The sequence below is a fragment of the Aeribacillus sp. JST-2 genome (genome assembly GCF_056032925.1).
The window spans coordinates 124,421-145,521 of record NZ_JBVVUU010000001.1; the positions used below are offsets into that span (position 1 = coordinate 124,421).

Genomic DNA, 21,101 nt, shown 5'->3' on the forward strand with positions numbered 1-21,101 from the left:
TCCATAAAAGGAGGTCATGTATGCCAAAAGGCAAAATTGTAAAAGCATTAAGCGGTTTTTATTATGTGTATGCCGATCACAAACTTTATCAATGCAGAGGAAGGGGAGTTTTTCGAAAACAAAAAATTTCCCCTCTTGTTGGCGATCATGTTGTGTTTCAGGCGGAAAATGAAAAAGAAGGCTATATACTTGAAATCTTAGAGCGGCATAATGAACTGATCCGCCCTCCGATCGCCAACGTTGATCAAGGAATATTGGTTTTTTCAGCTGTTCAGCCTGATATCAGCACAAAACTTTTGGATCGCTTTTTAGTGCTTATGGAATCAAATGGAATTCAGCCGGTCATTTGTATCACAAAAATGGATCTTGTAAACAGTGAAACGTTAAAAAACGAAATTGATTCTTTTGCCAATGACTATAAAAATATCGGATATCCAGTCTATTTAATGACGACTAAACAACCGGAAACAATAAGAGCCATTATTCCTTTACTCAAAGGGAAAATTTCTGTCATCGCCGGCCAATCAGGGGTGGGGAAATCTTCGCTTCTGAATTGTCTTGACGAAAACTTGAAACTAAAGACAGGCGCTATTTCCGATCATTTAGGAAGAGGGAAGCATACAACCCGGCATGTCGAGCTGCTTTTTATCGGCGATGGCCTTGTTGCGGATACACCGGGATTCAGTTCGCTCGAATTAGCAGATTTGCAAGCGGATGAATTGTCTGATTGCTTCCCGGAAATCAAAGCGATAAGCGCAAATTGCAAATTTCGAGGATGTTTGCATCAAAAGGAACCAAAATGCGCTGTCAAATTGGCGGTTGATGATGGTGAAATCAGGCCATACCGTTATGAGCATTATCTTCACTTTCTTGAAGAAATAAAAGAGAGAAAGACGAGGTATTAAACATGATTAAAATAGCACCTTCCATTTTGTCCGCTGATTTTTCGCGATTGGCTGATGAAATTGCCGATGTGGAAGAAGGCGGGGCTGACTACCTTCATGTCGATGTAATGGACGGGCATTTTGTGCCGAACATTACGATTGGCCCTCTTGTTGTTGAATCAATCCGGCCTATTACGAAGCTTCCGCTTGATGTGCATTTAATGATTGAGCAGCCCGATTTATATATTCCGACATTCGCCAAAGCGGGGGCTGATATTTTGTCCGTCCATGTCGAGTCTTGTCCGCATTTGCACAGGACAATCCATCTTATTAAAGATCAAGGGGTGAAAGCGGGGGTTGTCTTAAATCCTCATACGCCTGTTGCGATGATCGAACATGTGATTGAAAATGTCGACCTTGTGTTGTTGATGACGGTCAACCCGGGATTTGGCGGACAATCTTTTATCCCGGCGGTATTGAACAAAATCAAGCAGGTCGCCGATATGGTGAAAGAGAAAGATCTGCAGGTGGAAATTGAAGTGGACGGAGGGATCAATCCTGAGACGGCAACGCTTTGCAAGGAGGCAGGAGCGAACGTCTTAGTAGCCGGATCCGCCATCTATAATGAAAAAGATCGAAAAAAAGCGATCAAAGCAATCAGAGGATAGCCCGGACTGTCCGAAAAGACCCAAGAATGCTGATATATCAATCAACGTTCTTGGGTCTTTGATTTGGAAAAATATGATACCAAAACAGACTTTTAAGGCAGCCTCATTCTTTTTGAAAGCAATCGCGGGCCGGGTACTATTTTTCTTCTATCAAGCATAAAAATATTTGTAACAATAGGATGAATTTTTTGATATGGGGATAGTATCTAAAAAAACAAGGATGAATATGCTGTGTATAGATGAATTTTGATGGGGAGGGCAATATGTATGAGATTTTATACCATTAAGCTTCCAAAGTTTTTAGGCGGCATTATTCGGGCAATGCTCGGTTCATTCAAGAAAGACTAAAAAAGCACCGTTGTTGGTGCTTTTTTGTTATACACGTTCAACTTTTCCAGATTTAAGAGCACGTGCAGAAACATACACACGTTTTGGCTTTCCGTTCACTAAAATTCTCACTTTTTGCAAGTTAGCTCCCCATTTGCGTTTTGACGCATTCATTGCGTGAGAGCGTGAATTGCCAAAGCTTGTTTTTTTACCGGTAATAGCGCATTTAGCCATTGTAAAACCTCCTCACTACAAAGGAATGAGCAATCAATATAAACATACTATAATAATGTACCATAAGACCGGTTAGTATGACAATAGATTTTCTATCACCTTCAAGAATTTGCACTTGACACCATGCAGTTTTCATGCTCTTATAGTGAAGGGAGCCGGGGACTTCTTTCAATCAGCAACATGTTATAGTAAAATGTCCATAACGAACGTATTTAAAGGAGGAACTGTCCATGTCCATCGAATTGAAAACGAAATACGGCCAAATTGATATATCCAACGATGTCGTGGCGCAAGTAGCTGGTGGTGCGGCTGTTGATTGTTATGGAATTGTCGGAATGGCTTCCAAACATCAAATTAAAGATGGGCTTTCAGAAATTTTGCGGCGAGAAAACTTCAGCCGCGGTGTTGTTGTTCGCCAAGAACAAGATTCGATCCATATTGACATGTATATTATTGTCAGTTATGGAACAAAAATTTCTGAAGTTGCCCACAATGTGCAAACAAAAGTGAAATATTCGCTCAATCAAATTTTAGGATTGTCAGTTGATTCCATCAACATATATGTACAAGGAGTGCGAGTTGCGAATCCATAGTTAAGGGGGGAAACATTAGTGGTCATTACAATGCTTGATGGAAAGCGTTTTGCAGAAATGGTAATACAAGGTGCGAACAACCTGTCGAATCATGCAAATGTTGTGGATGCGCTGAACGTTTTTCCAGTTCCCGACGGGGATACAGGAACAAATATGAATTTATCCATTGTCTCAGGTGCAAAAGAAGTCCAAAAGCATGTATCGAGCAATATCGGATTGGTGGCAGGAGCACTGGCTAAAGGATTGTTAATGGGAGCGCGCGGAAATTCGGGCGTAATTTTATCTCAGCTTTTCCGTGGATTCGCCAAAGCGGTTGAAGGAAAAGAAACCATCAATGCCCAAGAATTTGCCGATGCCTTAAAAACAGGTGTTGAAACTGCCTATAAAGCGGTAATGAAACCTGTGGAAGGGACGATTTTAACAGTTGCAAAAGATGCAGCTAAAAAGGGAGTTTCCGCAGCGAAAACAACAGATGATATTAAAGAAATTATGGAAGAGGTTGTAAAAGAAGCAAAAGCATCGTTAAACAGGACACCTGAGCTCCTTCCTGTTTTAAAAGAAGTGGGGGTGGTCGACAGCGGTGGACAAGGCCTTGTTTTCATCTATGAAGGCTTTTTAGCCGAGTTAAAAGGCGAGAAGGTATCTGATTCTCCTCAACAGCCATCGATGGAAGATTTGATCAGTGCCGAACATCATAAAAGCGCTCAGAGCCATATGAGCACCGATGATATTAAATTCGGCTATTGTACAGAATTTATGGTTCGGTTTGAAAAAGGGAAAGAGCCGTTTTCGGAAAAAAAATTCCGGGAAGATTTATCGCGATATGGTGATTCACTCTTAGTCATTGCAGACGATGAACTCGCTAAAGTACATATACATTCTGAACAGCCTGGTGAGGTGCTGACTTACGGACAGAGGTACGGAAGCTTAATCAACATGAAAATTGAAAACATGAGACAGCAGCATCAACAAATCGTCAACAATGAAACAAAAAATTCGCTCATTGGTGAAAAACAACAGAAGGAACCATATGGAATCATTGCGGTGGCAATGGGCTCAGGAATGAAAGATCTTTTCGCTTCCCTCGGTGCACAGATCATCATTGAAGGCGGTCAGACGATGAACCCGAGCACGGAAGATTTTATCCAAGCGATTGATCAATTGCATGCTGAGCATATTATCATCTTGCCGAATAACTCCAATATCATAATGACAGCAAACCAAGCGGCTCAAGTTGCGGCGAAAAATGTCGTCGTTATCCCGACAAAAAGTGTTCCACAAGGGTTATCTGCATTGATGGCCTTTCAACCATCAGGAGAATTGGATGAAAATAAAAGGTTGATGGAAGAGGCGGCAAAACGTGTCAAAACAGGTCAAGTGACCTATGCTGTTAGGGAAACGAACATTGACGGAATAACGCTTGAAAAAGGCGATTTTATGGGCATTTTTGACAAAACGATTGTGGCAAAAGATAAAAGAGCACTTGAAGCCGCTAAAAAGCTGCTTGCAAAAATGATTGGGGAAGATGATGAAATTGTCACCATCCTTCAAGGAGAAGATGTGCCGGACGATGAGGTGAACGAACTTGTTGAGTATATTGAAAATTCATTTGGACATGTTGAAATTGAAACACATAAAGGCAATCAACCATTGTATTCTTACATTTTCTCAGTAGAGTAGAAAAGAGGACGTTTCTTACGCTCCTCTTTTTTATTGCTACGCGGCTACGGTATTTTTTGCTAAACTATTACCGAATGTTTTTGCCATTCTTAAAAGAATGTTTTGGTTGAAAGGAAGCTTCGGAAAATGAAAAGGAACGAATTGTCTCAGCCGGTTTCGGTGATCAAAGGAGTTGGCGAAGAAACGGAGCGCATGCTCAATGAATTAGGGATTTATACCATTTATGATTTACTTTGCTATTTTCCTTATCGATATGAAGATTATCGCTTAAAAGATTTAGCAGAAGTGAAACATAAAGACAAAGTTACCATCGCAGGAAAAGTCCATAGTGAGCCGATCGTAACCTATTATGGAAAAAAACGCTCCCGGCTTTCTTTCCGTCTACTTGTCGGCCGCTATTTAGTAACAGCAGTCTGCTTTAACAGGCCTTATTTCAAAAACCGGCTTGCCATTAACCAAGAGGTGACCGTTTCCGGCACGTGGGATCGAAACCGGCAAACGATAAATATTCAACATTTGCAAATGGGTTTAATCGGTGAAAATCAAGAAGTTGAGCCTGTCTATTCCGTTCGGGGGAAAATGACTGTTTCAGAGTTAAAGCGGATTATTCGAAGAGCCATTCAATCCTATGCAAGGTTTATTCCGGAAAATTTGCCTGAAGCCATCAGATCCCGATATAAATTGGTTTCAAAAGAAGCAGCCATAAAGGGAATGCATCAACCGCACAATGCAGAAGCAGTGAAACAAGCTAGGAGAAGGCTAGTGTACGAAGAGTTTCTTTTGTTTCAATTGAAAATGCAAGGCTTAAGAAAAATTCGCAGACAAGCTGCCAAAGGCATTGCACACACTTTTGATCAAACAAAACTGCAAAAGTTCATCCACGGTCTGCCTTTTCCGTTAACAAATGCCCAAAAGAAAGCTTTATCGGAAATATTAACAGACATGTCCTCTTCCTATAGAATGAACCGGCTTCTTCAAGGAGACGTTGGCTCCGGTAAAACGATAGTGGCAGCAGTCGCCATGTATGCCGCCGTTTTGAGCGGTTATCAAGCAGCCTTGATGGTTCCGACAGAGATTTTGGCCGAGCAGCATGCCAAGACCTTGACAAAACTTTTTGCTGATACACCTGTGCGGGTGGGATTGTTGACAAGCTCCATTAAAGGAAAAAAAAGAAAAGAGCTTTTAACCCGGCTTGAATCTGGTGACATTGACCTCGTTTTAGGAACCCATTCGCTCATCCAAGAAGATGTGAATTTCCGAAGACTTGGGCTCGTTATTACGGACGAGCAGCATCGTTTTGGTGTTGAACAGCGGCGAGTGCTGCGGGAAAAAGGTGAATATCCAGATGTCTTATTTATGACAGCCACCCCAATCCCGCGAACGCTGGCGATCACGGCTTTTGGAGAAATGGATGTATCTGTGATTGATGAAATGCCAGCCGGTAGAAAAAAAGTGGAGACTTATTGGGTCCGCCCACATATGCTTGACAGGATTCTAGCTTTTATTGAAAAAGAAATCGGCAAAGGACATCAAGCATATGTTATTTGTCCATTAATTGAGGAATCCGAAAAGCTCGATGTTGAGAACGCACTTGATGTTCATAGCCAGCTAACGCATTACTACCAAGGGCGGATTAAAATCGGCCTTCTTCACGGACGATTGCAACAAGATGAAAAAGAACGTGTTATGCGGGAATTCAGCGAAAACAAAGTGCAAATTCTTGTTTCAACAACCGTTGTCGAAGTCGGCGTCAATGTGCCGAATGCCACTGTCATGTTGATCTACGATGCGGAAAGATTTGGACTTGCACAGCTCCACCAGCTTAGGGGGCGTGTCGGACGTGGAGAAGCGCAGTCCTATTGTATTTTGCTTGCAGACCCGAAATCAGAAACGGGAAAAGAACGAATGAGAATTATGACAGAAACAAATAATGGCTTCCGTTTGGCGGAAAAGGACCTTGAATTAAGAGGACCGGGGGATTTTTTTGGCAAAAAACAAAGCGGCTTGCCGGAGTTTAAGCTCGCTGACATGGTGCACGATTATCGCGCTTTGGAAACAGCAAGAGCTGATGCGGCAAAGCTTGTCCAATCATCAGCCTTTTGGAACGATCCAGAGTTTGCCCTCCTTCGGGATTATTTAGCGGCAACAGGGGTCCTGAACGGCGAAAAATTAGACTAGGCAAAGAAAATGAATGTTGCAAACAATGGTTTGCAATTATATACTAGTGTTAGTACCTAGTCTTAAATTCGTTCGGATGGTGCAGGATAAATGAGACCAAATAAACAAGAACGGCAACGCTTATTGAAGGAAACAATCGCTGAAACACCGTTTATTACCGATGAAGAACTGGCTGAAAAATTTGGCGTCAGTATTCAGACAATCCGTTTGGATCGGCATGAATTATCCATCCCGGAATTAAGGGAACGAATCAAGCATGTTGCGGAAAGAAAGCTTGAAGATGAAGTCAAGTCCCTTGCTATCGATGAGGTCATCGGCGAGATCATTGATTTGGAACTCGACAAGTCTGCGATCTCTATATTTGATGTCAAAATGGAACACGTGTTCAGCCGCAATCAAATTGCTCGCGGACACCATTTGTTTGCGCAAGCTAATTCGCTGGCGGTTGCTTGCATTGACGATGAACTGGCATTGACGGCCAAAGCCGCCATTCGATTCACGAGACAAGTGAAAGAGGGTGAACGCGTTGTTGCAAAAGCAAAAGTTATCCACATCGACAAGGAAAAAGGCCGGACGCTTGTCGAAGTAAAAAGCTATGTCGGAAATGAACTCGTGTTTTCCGGTGAATTTGATATGTATCGATCAACCAATCAATTGAAAAAGGAAGGTTCAAACAATGAAATTAGCAATTGATGCGATGGGAGGAGACAATGCGCCTCATGCAATTGTTAATGGTGCTTTAAAAGCCGTTGAAACCTTTTCCGACTTGGAAATCGAATTAATCGGCAATGAAGCGCTGATCGCTCCTCTCATAAATGATCAACAGGATCGGATATCGATTCTTCATACAGAAGAGAAAATTGAAGCGGATGATGAACCTGTTCGGGCGGTTCGAAGAAAGAAAAATGCATCAATGGTCATCATGGCTGAGCGGGTGAAGAATCATTTGGCCGATGCTTGCATTTCGGCAGGCAATACAGGTGCGCTCATGGCAGCAGGGCTGCTGATCATCGGCCGCATCCCAGGTATTGAAAGGCCGGCGCTTGCCCCCACGCTTCCCACATTAGACGGAAAAGGATTTGTGATGCTTGATGTCGGTGCAAATGCTGAAGCGAAAAGAGAGCACTTGCAGCAATACGCGATCATGGGGTCTGAATATGCAGAAAAAGTAAGGGGGATTCAAAATCCGCGGATTGGATTGCTAAACGTCGGCACGGAAGAAAAAAAGGGAAATGAATTATACAAACAAACGTTTGACCTTCTATCCCGTTCGCCGATTAACTTTATCGGAAATGTAGAAGCCCGCGATTTGTTGAACGGGGCGGCGGATGTTATCGTAGCGGACGGTTTTTCCGGAAATATCGCTTTAAAAACAATAGAGGGAACGGCTCTTTCTGTGTTTACAATGGTAAAGGAAACACTAACAAGCACGCTGATGGCCAAATTGATCGCAGCTCTTTTAAAGCCGAAGCTAAAAGAACTGAAGAAAAAAATGAATTACGCAGAGTATGGCGGCGCTTGCCTGTTCGGTTTAAGGGCGCCCGTCATAAAGGCTCACGGCTCATCAGATCAGCTGGCGATCTTTCATACTATCAGCCAAGCCCGAGAAATCGTATTGCAAAATGTGATTGCTACAATGGAAGACGCCATTAGGAATGTGAAGGAGGAATAACATTGGGAAAAACTGCTTTTCTTTTTCCGGGACAAGGTTCGCAAGAAGTCGGCATGGGGAAAGATTTGTTTGATCAAGTGCCTATTTCCAAGGAAATTTTTCAAAAAGCAAACGAGCGGCTCGGTATCGATTTAACTTCGATTATCTTCAACGGCCCAAAAGAGGAGCTGACATTGACATATAATGCACAGCCCGCATTGCTTACAACAAGCATTGCTATATTGGAAAAATTAAAGGAGTTTGACATCGCCTGCGATTTTGTGGCAGGGCACAGTTTGGGCGAATACACGGCTTTAGTGGCGGCAAATGTCATGACGTTTGAAGATGCAGTATTTGCCGTTAGAAAACGTGGTGAATTAATGGAAAAAGCGGTTCCGAATGGAAGAGGATCAATGGCGGCTGTTCTTGGGATGGAACAACAAGAATTGGAAAAAGTGACGAGTGAAGTTTCTCAAGCTGGTTTTCTCGTTCAATTGGCAAATTTGAATTGTCCGGGGCAAATCGTCATTTCCGGAACAGTGGAAGGAGTGGAAAAAGCAGGAAATATCGCGAAAGAAAGGGGAGCAAAGCGAATCATTCCGCTTGTGGTCAGCGGTCCTTTTCATTCTGAACTGATGAAGCCGGCAGCTGAAAAACTTTCACAAGTTCTTGATGAAATCCACATAAAGGATGCTTCCATACCTGTGGTGGCAAATGTGACAGCACGACCCGTCCAAAAGGCCGAAGAGATCAAAAGCCTGCTGGTTGAACAACTTTATTCACCTGTAAGATGGGAAGAAAGCGTTATGGCCATGCTGGAAGCAGGCGTAACCACATTTATCGAAATCGGGCCGGGAAAAGTTTTGTCTGGATTAATCAAAAAAATCAACCGCCGTGTAAAAACTTACAATATCTTTGACTTGCCATCGCTTGAGGCTGTCGTCAAAGAATTAAAGGAGGGGGAATAATGCTTTCCGGAAAAGCGGCTTTAGTAACTGGAGCTTCTCGCGGAATCGGCCGTGCCATAGCAATTGATCTTGCCAAAAACGGCGCCGATATTGCCATTAATTTCTCCGGAAATGAGGAGAAAGCGAATGAAGTTGTAAAGGAAATTGAAGCGCTAGGACGAAGAGCTTTCTCCATTCGCGCCAATGTCGCTTCAAGCGATGAAGTGAATGAAATGATAAAAGAAGTGATTGAACGTTTTGGTCGGCTCGATATTCTTGTCAATAACGCCGGAATTACTCGCGATAACTTAATTTTGAGAATGAAGGAATCAGAATGGGATGATGTGATCAACATAAATTTGAAAGGTGTTTTCAACTGTACAAAAGCCGTGGCACGGCAAATGATGAAACAGCGTGCAGGAAGAATTATCAACATCTCTTCGATCGTTGGAATTGCGGGCAACGCTGGGCAAGCTAACTATGTTGCCTCAAAAGCCGGCATCATCGGCTTGACAAAAACGGCTGCAAAGGAGCTGGCAAGCCGAAACATTACAGTCAACGCCATTGCCCCAGGGTTTATTGCAACGGATATGACCGACGAGCTGGATGATCACCTAAAAGAAGAAATGCTGAAACAAATTCCGCTTTCGCGCTTTGGTAAGCCGGAAGATATTGCGAATATCGTTGCATTTTTGGCGTCTGATAAAGCTTCCTATATAACCGGGCAAACGATTTGTGTGGATGGCGGAATGGTAATGCCATAAAAAAACGGCATTCCATCTAGTAATATGTTAACAAATCTTCTATAATACTGGAGGGAGGTGAACTGCTATGGCGGATGTTTTAGAGCGCGTGACAAAAATCATTGTCGATCGCCTCGGTGTCGACGAGTCTGAAGTGAAGCTGGAATCTTCTTTTAAAGATGATCTTGGTGCTGACTCACTTGACGTTGTAGAACTTGTCATGGAATTAGAAGATGAGTTTGGCATGGAAATTTCCGATGAAGAGGCTGAAAAAATCGTCACAGTTGGTGATGCTGTTAATTACATACAAAGCAAATTATAAGAAAGTAAATGTTGAAAAGTCCCGTATTTTTTACGGGGCTTTATCCCTTTTCATTACATTTTTGGTTCTCGCATTGTTTGAGAAGATGGAGGATTTATATGCCAGGCAAAATGAATCATAAAAAATTTGCAAAAACAGCATTGAAGTTCCGCGAGTTTCAGGCTAAAGTCGGCATTTCATTCACGAATGAAAAGCTCTTATACCAAGCTTTTACACATTCATCTTATGTGAATGAGCATCGAAAAAAACCGTTTGAAGACAATGAACGGCTTGAATATTTGGGAGATGCTGTGCTGGAACTGACTGTTTCTGAATATTTGTACAAAAAATACCCGTCGATGACGGAAGGGGATTTAACAAAGCTAAGAGCGGCAATCGTTTGTGAACCTTCGCTTGTCTCTTTTGCAAACGAACTTTCCTTTGGCAGCCTGATCCTTCTTGGAAAAGGGGAGGAAATGACCGGAGGAAGAGGTCGGCCTGCGCTTTTAGCAGACGTGTTCGAAGCTTTTATCGGTGCTTTGTATTTGGATCAGGGCCTTGAAGCAGTGTTTTCGTTTTTAAACAAAGTGGTTTTTCCGAAAATTGATCAAGGTGCTTTTTCTCATGTGATGGATTTTAAAAGCAGGCTGCAAGAGCTGATTCAACGTGACGGAAAAGGTGTGTTGGACTATAAAATATTAGAAGAAAAAGGACCGGCTCATAACCGTGAATTTGTCGCCACTGTTTCTTTAAACGGAGAGGTTATTGGCGAAGGAACGGGCCGGTCAAAAAAGGAAGCCGAACAACATGCTGCCGAACAGGGACTTCAAAAACTAAGCAAAAAAACCCCCTAAAACGGGGGATTTTTTTATTCAATACCCCCGTTTTTTTATTATTGTGTTAAAATATGAAAGACTTTTGAAGGAAAGGGGATCATGATGTTCCTCAAGCGTTTGGATATTATCGGATTTAAATCTTTTGCTGACCGGGTCAGCGTAGATTTTTCAGGGGGAGTCACCGCAGTAGTCGGTCCGAATGGAAGCGGAAAATCTAATATTACGGAAGCCATTCGCTGGGTTCTCGGCGAGCAATCGGCGAAGTCGCTCAGAGGATCCAAAATGGAAGATGTTATTTTTGCGGGAAGCGATACACGAAAAAGTTTAAATATGGCGGAAGTGACATTGACCCTGGATAATGAAGATCATTTTTTGCCAATAGATTACAATGAAGTAAGTGTTACAAGAAGAGTATACCGTTCGGGGGAAAGCGAGTTTTTTATTAACAAACAAGCTTGCCGCCTGAAGGACATTATTGATTTGTTTATGGACTCTGGTCTAGGGAAAGAAGCGTTTTCCATCATTAGCCAAGGAAAAGTCGAAGAAATATTGAGCACAAAAGCAGAAGAAAGGCGGACGATTTTTGAAGAAGCGGCAGGGGTCTTGAAATATAAAACACGAAAAAAGAAGGCGGAGGGGAAGCTGGCGGAAACGGAAGACAATTTAAACCGCGTGCAAGATATTTTATATGAGCTCAATAACCAATTAGAACCTTTGCAATTGCAAGCTTCCATCGCAAAAGATTATTTAGAAAAAAAAGAAGAGCTGAAAAAAATGGAGGTCGCTCTTCTTGCCCATGAAATAGAAGAACTGCACGGAAAATGGGAAACATTGGCCAAGTCAGTTGAACAAAACCGTGATCGTGAAATCGAGCTTTCTTCTACGATACAGAAAAAAGAGGCTTTGTTGGAAGAAATGCGTGATCAAATCAGCGCCTTGGATGAATCCATCAATGACCTCCAACAAGTGCTTCTTCTGGCAAGTGAAGAGCTGGAAAAGTTGGAAGGAAAAAAAGAGGTTTTAAAAGAGAGAAAGAAACATGCTTCACAAAATCAACAACAGCTCAATCAGCAAATCGAAGAGTTGACGGAACAAATTTTTGCTTTAGAGAAAGAAAAAAATACTCTTGAAACGGTATTTCAACAATACGAACGTGAAGTCAGCGAAATAAAAGAACAGTTAAAATCGAAAGAAAAAGCTCTATTAAACTTAAATGAAAATATAGCCGAAGAGCTTGAACGGTTGAAAAGCGATTATTTTGAAAAATTGCATGATCAAGCGGCTGCCCGCAATGAAAGCCATTATATTGATGAACAATTGCAATCGCGCCAGGCAAAAGCCAATCGGCTGGAGGAAGCCAATCAAAAATATCTTGTCGAGAGAGAAGCAATAGCGAATGAAAAATCCCAAATAAGCTCGAGCCTCCTTTCTATTGAAAAACGCCTGAATCATCAGCTTTCGTCGTACCAAAACAGCTTAAAAGTATTGGAAAAAACGAAAAAAGACTATGAAAAAAAGGAATCGCTGCTTTATCAAGCTTATAAGTTTTTGCAGCAGGCAAAATCGAAAAAAGAAGTGCTTGAGTCGATGCAGGAAGATTACTCCGGCTTTTTCCAAGGTGTCCGGGAAGTATTAAAGGCAAGAAATCGCTTGAAAGGCATTCACGGCGCCACGGTCGAACTATTAAAAACAAACCGTCAATATGAAACGGCGATCGAAATCGCTCTTGGAGGCGCAAGCCAATATATTGTCGTGGATGATGAAAAATGCGCGCGCGAGGCGATCGGTTATTTGAAGAAAAATGCATACGGCCGTGCCACATTTTTGCCGTTAACTGTTATAAAAGGACGCACAATTGCTAAGCATCACCTTGACATTGTGGAGCGCCATCCGGCATTTGTCGGGGTTGCTTCAAAACTTGTCAAATATGACAAACAATATGAGTCTATTATCGAAAATCTTTTGGGAAGCGTCGTCGTCGCAAAAGATTTGCAAGGAGCCAACGACTTAGCGAACAAAATCCATTATTCTCTCAGAATCGTTACGCTGGAAGGGGATGTCATCAATCCAGGCGGATCCATGACAGGGGGGGCGCTGCAGCAGAAATCGCCATCCTTTTTAACGAGAAACCGAGAATTAGAATCAATAAAAGAAAATATTGCGGAAATGGAACAAAAAACCGAATCGCTGGAAAATGAAGTAAAAAATTTGAAACAATTGATCGAAGACAAAGAGAAAGAACTAAATGCGCTGCGGGATGAAGGATCAGCGCTGCGAATGGAAGAACAAAAATTAAAGGGTGAACTGAGGGAATTAGAATTGAATGAACGGAATATTAACGAGCATTTAAAAATTTATGATGCTGAAAAAAGCTCCTATTTGGAAGAACGGGAAAAGCTCGATAAAAGAAAGAAGCAGCTATCGGAAACGATTTTGCAAATGGATGAGGAACTGAAACAGCTTGATCGCACCATTAAACAGTTAACAGCAAAGAAGGAAGAACAGGAGGCATCAAAAGAAGATTTAAACAAAGAAATTACAGAATTAAAGGTGATTCTTGCCGGCAAGGAAGAATCATATAAAAACATTAAGGATCAATTGTCCCGCATCGAAAAGGAATATCAATATGCTATAGAAAAAAGAAATGAAGCTGAGAAAGATTTAAAATTACTGCTAAATGAGATCGACCAAGATCAATCTGGCGAAGTCCAATTGGAGGAATTGAAACAAGCCAAACTCGAAGATAAAAATAAAACGATTGAACTCATCACATCCCGGCGAAAACAGCGCGTCCATCTGCAGGAAGAGCTGGAAAGGGAAGAAAAAGAGTGGAAAGAGCTGAAAAGAGCACATAAGCAGATGACAGATATTTTAAAGGACGAAGAGGTGAAATTGAATCGTTTAGATGTCGAACTTGACCAGCGCCTGGATTATTTGCAAAATGAATATAAGCTAACGTTTGAAGCGGCAAAGGACAATTTTCCGCTCAAAACGGACAAAATGGAAGCGAAAAAAAGAGTAAAGCTGATAAAACTTGCGCTTGATGAATTAGGCAATGTCAATTTGGGCGCGATCGATGAGTATGAACGCGTCCGAGAGCGCTATGAGTTTTTATCGGAACAGCGGGAAGATTTACTGGAAGCAAAGGAAACCCTTTTTAAAGTGATTGCGGAAATGGATGAGGAAATGAAAAAACGTTTTTCAGAAATGTTTGCCAAGATCAAATCCGAATTTCATGTTGTATTTCGTGAACTGTTCGGCGGCGGAAAAGCAGATCTTGTGCTGACAGATCCTGATGATTTATTGCGGACGGGAGTCGATATCGTTGCTCAGCCTCCGGGCAAGAAATTGCAGCATTTAAGCCTTTTGTCGGGCGGGGAACGGGCTTTGACGGCCATTGCCTTATTGTTTTCCATTTTAAAAGTGCGCCCTGTTCCATTTTGTGTCCTCGATGAAGTGGAAGCCGCTCTTGATGAAGCAAACGTACACCGGTTTTCTCAATTTTTGAAGCGTTTTAGCGAAAATACTCAATTTATCGTCATTACGCACAGAAAGGGGACGATGGAAGAAGCAGACGTTCTTTACGGTGTAACGATGCAAGAATCAGGAGTGTCGAAAATTGTGTCTGTCCGTTTGGAAGAAACCGAAAAATATATGAAATCTTCGTGAAAGGAAGATCATGGATGAGCTTTTTGAAAAAATTAAAAGAAAAAATCTCGCTGCAAAAAGATTCAGTCACCGCAAAGTTTAAAGAAGGTTTGCAGAAAACGAGAAATTCATTTACCGAAAGCGTCAATGACCTTGTCGCGCGTTATCGCAAGGTAGATGAAGAATTTTTCGAAGAATTGGAAGAAATTTTGATCACGGCTGATGTCGGCGTACAAACGGTGATGGAGCTGATAGATGAATTAAAAATGGAAGTCAAGCGCCGTAATATTCATGACCCTAAAGAAGTGCGCTTGGTGATTTCGGAAAAGCTTGTCGAGATTTACGAAGGGGGCGGCGGCGCGCAAGATTTAAACATTGAAGATGGCCGTTTAAATATCATCCTGTTTGTCGGTGTAAACGGGGTGGGGAAAACAACAACAATCGGCAAGCTGGCCCATAGACTGAAAAAGGAAGGAAAATCCGTTCTGCTTGCGGCAGGTGATACGTTCCGTGCAGGCGCCATCGAACAGCTGGAAGTTTGGGGGGAGCGGGTCGGCGCAGACGTCATTAAACAATCAGCCGGTTCCGATCCGGCGGCAGTGATGTACGATGCTGTACAGGCAGCCCGCGCCCGGAATGTCGATGTGCTTTTATGTGATACGGCCGGACGCTTGCAAAACAAAATGAACTTAATGAAGGAGCTTGAAAAAGTAAAAAAGGTGATCGAAAGAGAAATTCCCGGCGCTCCCCATGAAGTGCTGCTTGTGCTTGATGCGACAACGGGCCAAAATGCAATGAGCCAGGCTAAACAATTTTCCGAAGCAACAAACGTTACTGGAATCGTTTTGACCAAACTGGATGGAACAGCAAAGGGCGGGATCGTCCTTGCCATTCGAAACGAATTAAACATTCCGGTGAAGCTTGTCGGACTGGGCGAAAAACTGGACGACTTGGAGCCATTTGATGCTGAAAAATACGTATACGGCCTTTTTGCCGACTTGGTTGAGGAAGCGTAGGCCGTTAAGAAAAAAACTTGACATGCCAGAGGTTTATCCGCTACACTAACTACATGTAAAGGCAATTCACTTAACAACAGGGAGGGTGGTTTATGCTGCTGGAAAAAACAACGAGAATGAATTATTTGTTTGATTTTTACCAGTCGTTGCTAACCCCGAAACAAAAAAGCTACATGTCTCTTTATTATTTGGACGATTACTCCCTAGGTGAAATTGCTGAAGAATACCAAGTCAGCCGTCAGGCAGTATATGACAATATTAAACGAACGGAAATGATGCTGGAAGAATATGAACAGAAGCTCGGTCTTTTTCAAAAGTTTCAAGAGCGCAATAAGATCATACAGCAATTAAAACAATTTTCTTCCCAATTGGAAATGAAGGAAGAGTTCGACCGTCTTCTTTCCCATCTGGAAAAATTGGATTAGGAGGAAGCCGACATGGCTTTTGAAGGATTAACGAGCCGATTGCAAAGTGCGATGGCAAAAATTCGCGGCAAAGGTAAGGTTACGGAATCCGACGTGAAGGAAATGATGCGGGAAGTCCGTTTAGCCCTTCTGGAAGCAGACGTCAACTTTAAAGTTGTAAAAGATTTCATTAAACGTGTCAGCGAACGGGCGGTTGGCCAAGAAGTGATGAAAAGCTTAACGCCCGGCCAGCAAGTGATCAAAGTTGTAAAAGAAGAACTGACTGACCTGATGGGCGGAGAACAGAGCAAAATTTCTGCAAGCCAGCGTCCGCCGACAGTCATTTTGATGGCCGGTCTTCAAGGCGCCGGAAAAACGACAACGACCGGCAAGCTTGCCAATTACTTGCGAAAAAAACACAATCGAAACCCACTTCTTGTAGCAGCCGATATTTACCGGCCTGCTGCCATTCATCAGTTGGAAACGTTAGGGAAGCAATTGAACATTCCGGTATTTTCCCTTGGCGATAAAGTAAGTCCGGTAGAAATTGCCAAACAGGCGTTAGATCATGCCAAAGCTGAACATTATGATTATGTGCTGATTGATACAGCAGGCCGCCTTCATATTGATGAAGAGCTGATGGATGAACTGAAGCAAGTGAAAGAAGTGGCAAACCCTGATGAAATTTTTCTTGTCGTCGATGCCATGACAGGCCAAGATGCCGTCAACGTCGCGAAAAACTTCCATGATGAACTCGGCATTACCGGCGTCATTTTGACAAAACTTGACGGAGACACTAGAGGCGGTGCAGCTCTTTCCATTCGTGCCGTAACGGGAGCACCGATTAAGTTTGCCGGGATGGGTGAAAAAATGGATGCTTTGGAGCCATTTCATCCTGAACGGATGGCGTCGCGCATTTTAGGGATGGGCGATGTTTTGACGCTGATCGAAAAGGCACAGGAAAGCGTCGATCAAGAGAAAGCAAAAGAGCTTGAAGAAAAAATGCGAACGATGTCTTTTACGTTCGATGATTTTTTAGAACAGCTTGAGCAAGTAAGGAAGATGGGGCCGCTTGACGATCTTCTTTCGATGCTTCCTGGCGCAAATAAAATAAAAGGGCTGAAAAACATTCAAGTGGATGAGAAACAGCTAAGCCGAGTGGAAGCGATCATCCGTTCAATGACAAAAGAGGAAAAAAGAAATCCTGAAATTATCAATGCCAGCAGAAGAAAACGCATTGCCAAAGGAAGCGGGACTTCTGTCCAAGATGTCAACAGGCTTTTAAAACAATTTGCGGAAATGAAAAAAATGATGAAACAAATGACTTCAATGGCAAAAGGAAAACGAAAAGGATTCAAACTTCCTTTTATGTAGAAATCCGTTTCTGTTAAGAAAAAATACTTTACAAACTTTTTTATCCTTGATAATATACTATCTTGGTGAAAATATTTCGGAGGTGCTTAAAACTTATGGCAGTTAAAATTCGTTTAAAACGTATGGGAGCAAAAAAATCCCCTTTTTATCGCATTGTTGTAGCAGATTCCCGTTCTCCGCGCGATGGACGTTTCATCGAAACAATCGGTACGTACAATCCGGTAAGGGAACCTGCTGAAGTAAAAATTGATGAAGAACTGGCTCTGAAATGGCTGCAAAATGGCGCAAAGCCTTCTGACACAGTTCGCAATTTATTTTCGAAACAAGGAATTATGGAAAAATTTCACAACCAAAAATACGGCAAGTAATGTGTGATCGCAATGGAGCAACTAATTTTAACCATTGTCAAAGCCCTTGTCGATCATCCTGATGATGTCGAAGTGAAGGCGGTAAAGAAACAAGAAGGTATTCTATATGCGCTTTCCGTCCATCAAGATGACATCGGCAAAGTGATCGGCAAACAAGGAAGGATTGCCAAAGCGATTAGAACGGTTGTATATGCCGCTGCTTCTAAAAGCAAGGCTGAACGCGTCATGCTTGAAATTGTCGACTGAAAGGTGAGGGGAACACTCCTCGCCTTTTTTCACATATCGTTTAGCCATTCCTATAAGAAAAATGAAAACTTTCGATCAACCAAGAAAAACTCCTCAAAGTTCATTTTGATAAATGGAGGAGAGTTGACCATGCAAATTATTCATTCCGTTGCCGTCAAGCAAATTTTGACGGAAAAAACAAAGGAAAAACTTATCCATCAATGCAAGACGAAAAAAGAAGAGCTGAAGCGGGAATGCGACCAACTTTATTTTCAGCTGAAAAAAGCGGAAAAAACGACGAAAAACCAATCAATTATTTCCCAATATCATAAAGAAATTAATAAACGCAAGGAAAAAATAAAAATGCTGGATTTTCAGCTTCAGCAAATTGATATGCTTCCATTAGGCAGCGAACTGAAGGAACGCGAAGTAAATGCCTTAATTGAAATAAAAGAAGGAGACAGTTGGGAAGAACTGCTGAAGGAAAAAACGATTGTCATCGAAGATGGCATTGTCAAAGAGATTCGAATCAAGTGAAGAATCCTGCCCTAATTTTTTCTGAAAAAATACAAAAGAATGACAAGAGTTTCGCATGAGGTGAAGGTCGTGGATGGAAAATGGTTCAAAGTCGGCAAAATTGTAAACACACATGGAATACATGGTGAAGTTCGGGTGATCTCCACTACGGATTTCCGGGAAAAGCGCTACAAAACCGGCAACCGTTTATATATTTTTTCATCGGACAAGACCGCTTCGCCTATAGAAGTTGTGGTCAAATCACATCGCATCCACAAAAATTTTGACCTTTTGTCCTTTGAAGGATATGATTCCATCAACGCTGTCGAAAAGTTGAAAGGGTCGATGATTAAAATTCCTGAAAGTCAGCTCGGCGATCTGGATGAGGGGGAATTTTATTTTCACGAAATCATCGGTTGTGCGGTCTATACGGAAGATGGAGAGAAAATTGGTGAAATTAAAGAAATTTTAACACCCGGTGCAAATGATGTATGGGTTGTCAAAAGGAAAGGGAAAAAAGATGTCCTCCTCCCTTACATTGAGGAAGTGGTGAAAAAAGTGGATGTAAAAGAAAAACGGGTGGTTATTTTTCCGATGGAAGGGTTATTGGATCTATGAAAATTGATGTGTTGACTTTGTTTCCAGAGATGTTTGCCGGAGTCTTCAATCACTCCATTTTAAAAAAAGCACAAGAAAAAAAGATCGTTTCCATTGACTTGATGAATTTCCGCGAATATTCCGATGACAAGCATCAAACTGTTGATGATTATCCATATGGCGGCGGTGCCGGAATGGTGCTAAAGCCCCAGCCGATTTTTGATTGTGTCGAAGTGTTGAGAAAAGAAAGCAAATCAACGGATCCTTCCGTCATCCTCGTTTGTCCTCAAGGCGAACTTTATACTCAGAAAAAAGCGGAGCAATTGGCGAAAAAAGAGCATTTAATTTTTATTTGCGGCCACTATGAAGGGTACGATGAAAGGATTCGTTCCCTTGCGACTGAGGAAATCTCCATCGGCGATTATGTTTTGACGGGTGGAGAACTCGCCGCAATGGTAATCATCGACAGTGTAGTAAGGCTCCTCCCGGGCGTGCTCGGCAATGAAGAGTCGCACAAACAAGATTCATTTTCAACAGGCCTTCTTGAACATCCGCATTATACACGGCCGCAAAATTTTAGAGGAATGAAGGTGCCTGATGTGCTATTGTCGGGAAACCATGAAAAAATTGCGGAATGGAGAGAAAAAGAATCGCTCAGAAGGACATGGGAAAGACGTCCTGATTTATTGAGAAAATATCCTTTAACAGAAAAACAAAAAAAATGTCTTGAAGCAATAAAAAAAGAACAGTGATGACTTGCAAACGGTGTGTTTCCTATGGTATGATACAGCTTGTGGCTGAGACGACTGTCTCGTCTTGTAAAACGATGTTCCGCTGCAGCCGTTGCATGAGCATCTGTTAGAAGGAGTTGATGGCAATGCAAAAATTAATCGCAGATATTACGAAAGAACAACTTCGCACAGATTTACCTGAATTCAGACCCGGGGATACCGTCCGTGTTCATGTAAAAGTTGTGGAGGGCACCCGCGAACGTATTCAGGTATTTGAAGGTGTTGTGATTAAGCGCCGCGGCGGCGGCATCAGCGAAACCTTTACTGTCCGCAAAGTTTCATACGGTGTAGGGGTTGAGCGCACATTCCCATTGCACACGCCGAAAATTGAGAAAATCGAAGTTGTTCGCCGCGGTAAAGTGCGCCGTGCAAAACTTTACTACTTGCGCAGCCTTCGCGGTAAAGCAGCCCGAATTAAAGAAAGATAAGAAATGGAACGAAAGGAGCTTGTTGGTCATGAGAACAAGCTCCTTTTTTTGCATTTCCCGTTTAAGTTTCTTTTGTTCGGCCGGTGATTGTATTACAATAAAAATACATATTCTAAATGATTGCAAAGGTGTGAAAGGAAATGGCCAGAAAGAAAAATGAACTCATCGAATGGATCAAAACGCTCGTGATCGCTGTTATTTTAGCTGTAGTCATCCGCACGTTTTTCTTTGCGCCCATCGTGGTTGACGGCAAGTCGATGATGCCGACTCTCCATGACCAGAACAGAATGATTGTCAATAAAATAGCTACTCGGATCGGCGACATACACCGCTTTGACATCATTGTGTTTCATGCGACAGAGGATAAAGATTATATTAAAAGGGTAATCGGACTGCCCGGCGATCATATTGAATATAAAAACGACACCCTATATATTAACGGAAAAGCCTATGATGAGCCGTATCTAGATAAATATAAACGAAATTTAGTCGACGGACCGCTTACAGAGCCTTTTAAACTAGAAGACATAATCGGCCAACCGACTGTACCGGAAGGTGAACTGTTTGTCATGGGCGACAACAGGCGTTTCAGCAAGGATTCGAGACATATTGGAACGATTCCGATCGAAGAAGTGATGGGAAAAACATCATTTGTTTTTTGGCCTCTTTCAGATTTTGGGATAGTAAAGTAG

General features: G+C 42.3%; 24 protein-coding genes. 23 read left to right on the plus strand and 1 reads right to left on the minus strand.

Annotation, left to right across the window (positions count from 1 at the left end; all coding sequences use genetic code 11):
* Window positions 1-20 precede the first annotated feature (20 nt).
* The 3 genes from rsgA (at window position 21) to spoVM (ending at window position 1,900) form a co-directional block, all read left to right on the plus strand.
* Window positions 21-905: a ribosome small subunit-dependent GTPase A gene (gene rsgA, locus AC0KTX_RS00680; RefSeq protein ID WP_474250296.1), complete on the plus strand. Its 885-nt coding sequence runs from the start codon at window positions 21-23 to the stop codon at window positions 903-905.
* 2 nt (window positions 906-907) lie between these two features.
* Window positions 908-1,552 carry a ribulose-phosphate 3-epimerase gene (gene rpe, locus AC0KTX_RS00685; protein WP_474250297.1) on the plus strand — a complete coding sequence of 215 codons (645 nt, stop codon included), beginning with the start codon at window positions 908-910 and terminating at the stop codon, window positions 1,550-1,552.
* Window positions 1,553-1,819: 267 nt separating this feature from the next.
* Window positions 1,820-1,900, plus strand: coding sequence for a stage V sporulation protein SpoVM (gene spoVM, locus AC0KTX_RS00690; RefSeq protein ID WP_243290237.1), 81 nt, complete (start codon window positions 1,820-1,822; stop codon window positions 1,898-1,900).
* Between the two features lie 27 nt (window positions 1,901-1,927).
* On the opposite strand, the gene rpmB is transcribed toward spoVM, so the two are convergent.
* Window positions 1,928-2,113 carry a 50S ribosomal protein L28 gene (gene rpmB / locus AC0KTX_RS00695; protein WP_474250298.1) on the minus strand — a complete coding sequence of 62 codons (186 nt, stop codon included), beginning with the start codon at window positions 2,111-2,113 and terminating at the stop codon, window positions 1,928-1,930.
* A gap of 230 nt (window positions 2,114-2,343) precedes the next feature.
* Here rpmB and AC0KTX_RS00700 point away from each other — a divergent pair, with 230 nt between their 5' ends.
* The 20 genes from AC0KTX_RS00700 (at window position 2,344) to lepB (ending at window position 21,101) form a co-directional block, all read left to right on the plus strand.
* Window positions 2,344-2,706 (plus strand): Asp23/Gls24 family envelope stress response protein, encoded by a 363-nt coding sequence (locus AC0KTX_RS00700; protein ID WP_474250299.1) that lies wholly within the window; start codon window positions 2,344-2,346, stop codon window positions 2,704-2,706.
* Between the two features lie 18 nt (window positions 2,707-2,724).
* Entirely contained in the window at window positions 2,725-4,386 is a 1,662-nt protein-coding gene (locus AC0KTX_RS00705; RefSeq protein WP_474250300.1) for a DAK2 domain-containing protein, read from the plus strand.
* Between the two features lie 126 nt (window positions 4,387-4,512).
* Window positions 4,513-6,564 (plus strand): ATP-dependent DNA helicase RecG, encoded by a 2,052-nt coding sequence (gene recG, locus AC0KTX_RS00710; protein WP_474250301.1) that lies wholly within the window; start codon window positions 4,513-4,515, stop codon window positions 6,562-6,564.
* 90 nt (window positions 6,565-6,654) lie between these two features.
* Window positions 6,655-7,257: a transcription factor FapR gene (gene fapR, locus AC0KTX_RS00715; protein WP_474250302.1), complete on the plus strand. Its 603-nt coding sequence runs from the start codon at window positions 6,655-6,657 to the stop codon at window positions 7,255-7,257.
* Window positions 7,241-8,236, plus strand: coding sequence for a phosphate acyltransferase PlsX (plsX, locus tag AC0KTX_RS00720; protein WP_474250303.1), 996 nt, complete (start codon window positions 7,241-7,243; stop codon window positions 8,234-8,236). The genes fapR and plsX overlap by 17 nt, the downstream gene beginning before the upstream one ends.
* 2 nt (window positions 8,237-8,238) lie before the next feature.
* Window positions 8,239-9,183, plus strand: coding sequence for an ACP S-malonyltransferase (fabD, locus tag AC0KTX_RS00725; RefSeq protein WP_474250304.1), 945 nt, complete (start codon window positions 8,239-8,241; stop codon window positions 9,181-9,183).
* Window positions 9,183-9,926, plus strand: coding sequence for a 3-oxoacyl-[acyl-carrier-protein] reductase (gene fabG, locus AC0KTX_RS00730; protein WP_474250305.1), 744 nt, complete (start codon window positions 9,183-9,185; stop codon window positions 9,924-9,926). The genes fabD and fabG overlap by 1 nt, the downstream gene beginning before the upstream one ends.
* Before the next feature lie 67 nt (window positions 9,927-9,993).
* Window positions 9,994-10,227, plus strand: coding sequence for an acyl carrier protein (gene acpP / locus AC0KTX_RS00735; protein WP_474250306.1), 234 nt, complete (start codon window positions 9,994-9,996; stop codon window positions 10,225-10,227).
* 98 nt (window positions 10,228-10,325) lie between these two features.
* Entirely contained in the window at window positions 10,326-11,060 is a 735-nt protein-coding gene (gene rnc / locus AC0KTX_RS00740) for a ribonuclease III (protein ID WP_474250307.1), read from the plus strand.
* A gap of 84 nt (window positions 11,061-11,144) precedes the next feature.
* A complete protein-coding gene (gene smc, locus AC0KTX_RS00745) occupies window positions 11,145-14,711 on the plus strand; it encodes a chromosome segregation protein SMC (RefSeq protein ID WP_474250308.1) in 3,567 nt (1,188 codons plus the stop codon).
* A gap of 14 nt (window positions 14,712-14,725) precedes the next feature.
* Window positions 14,726-15,706 carry a signal recognition particle-docking protein FtsY gene (ftsY, locus tag AC0KTX_RS00750; protein ID WP_474250309.1) on the plus strand — a complete coding sequence of 327 codons (981 nt, stop codon included), beginning with the start codon at window positions 14,726-14,728 and terminating at the stop codon, window positions 15,704-15,706.
* 92 nt (window positions 15,707-15,798) lie between these two features.
* The gene (locus tag AC0KTX_RS00755) at window positions 15,799-16,131 is read left to right on the plus strand and encodes a putative DNA-binding protein (RefSeq protein WP_474250310.1); all 333 of its coding nucleotides are present in this window, start codon (window positions 15,799-15,801) and stop codon (window positions 16,129-16,131) included.
* A 12-nt stretch (window positions 16,132-16,143) separates the two neighbouring features.
* The gene (gene ffh / locus AC0KTX_RS00760; protein ID WP_474250311.1) at window positions 16,144-17,484 is read left to right on the plus strand and encodes a signal recognition particle protein; all 1,341 of its coding nucleotides are present in this window, start codon (window positions 16,144-16,146) and stop codon (window positions 17,482-17,484) included.
* Window positions 17,485-17,579: 95 nt separating this feature from the next.
* Window positions 17,580-17,852, plus strand: a complete 273-nt coding sequence (gene rpsP / locus AC0KTX_RS00765) for a 30S ribosomal protein S16 (RefSeq protein ID WP_474250312.1) — start codon at window positions 17,580-17,582, stop codon at window positions 17,850-17,852.
* A gap of 12 nt (window positions 17,853-17,864) precedes the next feature.
* The gene (locus tag AC0KTX_RS00770) at window positions 17,865-18,098 is read left to right on the plus strand and encodes a KH domain-containing protein (RefSeq protein WP_474250313.1); all 234 of its coding nucleotides are present in this window, start codon (window positions 17,865-17,867) and stop codon (window positions 18,096-18,098) included.
* Between the two features lie 129 nt (window positions 18,099-18,227).
* Window positions 18,228-18,614 (plus strand): YlqD family protein, encoded by a 387-nt coding sequence (locus tag AC0KTX_RS00775; RefSeq protein ID WP_474250314.1) that lies wholly within the window; start codon window positions 18,228-18,230, stop codon window positions 18,612-18,614.
* 69 nt (window positions 18,615-18,683) lie between these two features.
* Window positions 18,684-19,211, plus strand: a complete 528-nt coding sequence (gene rimM / locus AC0KTX_RS00780; protein ID WP_474250315.1) for a ribosome maturation factor RimM — start codon at window positions 18,684-18,686, stop codon at window positions 19,209-19,211.
* Window positions 19,208-19,942, plus strand: coding sequence for a tRNA (guanosine(37)-N1)-methyltransferase TrmD (trmD, locus tag AC0KTX_RS00785; protein WP_474250316.1), 735 nt, complete (start codon window positions 19,208-19,210; stop codon window positions 19,940-19,942). Before rimM ends, trmD begins: the two co-directional genes overlap by 4 nt.
* Before the next feature lie 125 nt (window positions 19,943-20,067).
* Window positions 20,068-20,409 carry a 50S ribosomal protein L19 gene (rplS, locus tag AC0KTX_RS00790; protein ID WP_474250317.1) on the plus strand — a complete coding sequence of 114 codons (342 nt, stop codon included), beginning with the start codon at window positions 20,068-20,070 and terminating at the stop codon, window positions 20,407-20,409.
* A gap of 140 nt (window positions 20,410-20,549) precedes the next feature.
* Window positions 20,550-21,101, plus strand: coding sequence for a signal peptidase I (gene lepB, locus AC0KTX_RS00795; RefSeq protein ID WP_474250318.1), 552 nt, complete (start codon window positions 20,550-20,552; stop codon window positions 21,099-21,101).

Bases quoted from the DNA above. Each gene is read 5' to 3' on its own strand.
- plsX (WP_474250303.1), top strand. From the start codon at position 7,241: ATGAAATTAGCAATTGATGCGATGGGAGGAGACAATGCGCCTCATGCA.
- AC0KTX_RS00700 (WP_474250299.1), top strand. From the start codon at position 2,344: ATGTCCATCGAATTGAAAACGAAATACGGCCAAATTGATATATCCAAC.
- rpmB (WP_474250298.1), bottom strand. From the start codon at position 2,113: ATGGCTAAATGCGCTATTACCGGTAAAAAAACAAGCTTTGGCAATTCA.
- lepB (WP_474250318.1), top strand. From the start codon at position 20,550: ATGGCCAGAAAGAAAAATGAACTCATCGAATGGATCAAAACGCTCGTG.
- smc (WP_474250308.1), top strand. From the start codon at position 11,145: ATGTTCCTCAAGCGTTTGGATATTATCGGATTTAAATCTTTTGCTGAC.
- rsgA (WP_474250296.1), top strand. From the start codon at position 21: ATGCCAAAAGGCAAAATTGTAAAAGCATTAAGCGGTTTTTATTATGTG.
- fapR (WP_474250302.1), top strand. From the start codon at position 6,655: ATGAGACCAAATAAACAAGAACGGCAACGCTTATTGAAGGAAACAATC.
- AC0KTX_RS00770 (WP_474250313.1), top strand. From the start codon at position 17,865: ATGGAGCAACTAATTTTAACCATTGTCAAAGCCCTTGTCGATCATCCT.
- acpP (WP_474250306.1), top strand. From the start codon at position 9,994: ATGGCGGATGTTTTAGAGCGCGTGACAAAAATCATTGTCGATCGCCTC.
- fabG (WP_474250305.1), top strand. From the start codon at position 9,183: ATGCTTTCCGGAAAAGCGGCTTTAGTAACTGGAGCTTCTCGCGGAATC.
- spoVM (WP_243290237.1), top strand. From the start codon at position 1,820: ATGAGATTTTATACCATTAAGCTTCCAAAGTTTTTAGGCGGCATTATT.
- rpe (WP_474250297.1), top strand. From the start codon at position 908: ATGATTAAAATAGCACCTTCCATTTTGTCCGCTGATTTTTCGCGATTG.
- trmD (WP_474250316.1), top strand. From the start codon at position 19,208: ATGAAAATTGATGTGTTGACTTTGTTTCCAGAGATGTTTGCCGGAGTC.
- rplS (WP_474250317.1), top strand. From the start codon at position 20,068: ATGCAAAAATTAATCGCAGATATTACGAAAGAACAACTTCGCACAGAT.
- ffh (WP_474250311.1), top strand. From the start codon at position 16,144: ATGGCTTTTGAAGGATTAACGAGCCGATTGCAAAGTGCGATGGCAAAA.
- recG (WP_474250301.1), top strand. From the start codon at position 4,513: ATGAAAAGGAACGAATTGTCTCAGCCGGTTTCGGTGATCAAAGGAGTT.
- rnc (WP_474250307.1), top strand. From the start codon at position 10,326: ATGCCAGGCAAAATGAATCATAAAAAATTTGCAAAAACAGCATTGAAG.
- AC0KTX_RS00755 (WP_474250310.1), top strand. From the start codon at position 15,799: ATGCTGCTGGAAAAAACAACGAGAATGAATTATTTGTTTGATTTTTAC.
- ftsY (WP_474250309.1), top strand. From the start codon at position 14,726: ATGAGCTTTTTGAAAAAATTAAAAGAAAAAATCTCGCTGCAAAAAGAT.
- AC0KTX_RS00775 (WP_474250314.1), top strand. From the start codon at position 18,228: ATGCAAATTATTCATTCCGTTGCCGTCAAGCAAATTTTGACGGAAAAA.
- rpsP (WP_474250312.1), top strand. From the start codon at position 17,580: ATGGCAGTTAAAATTCGTTTAAAACGTATGGGAGCAAAAAAATCCCCT.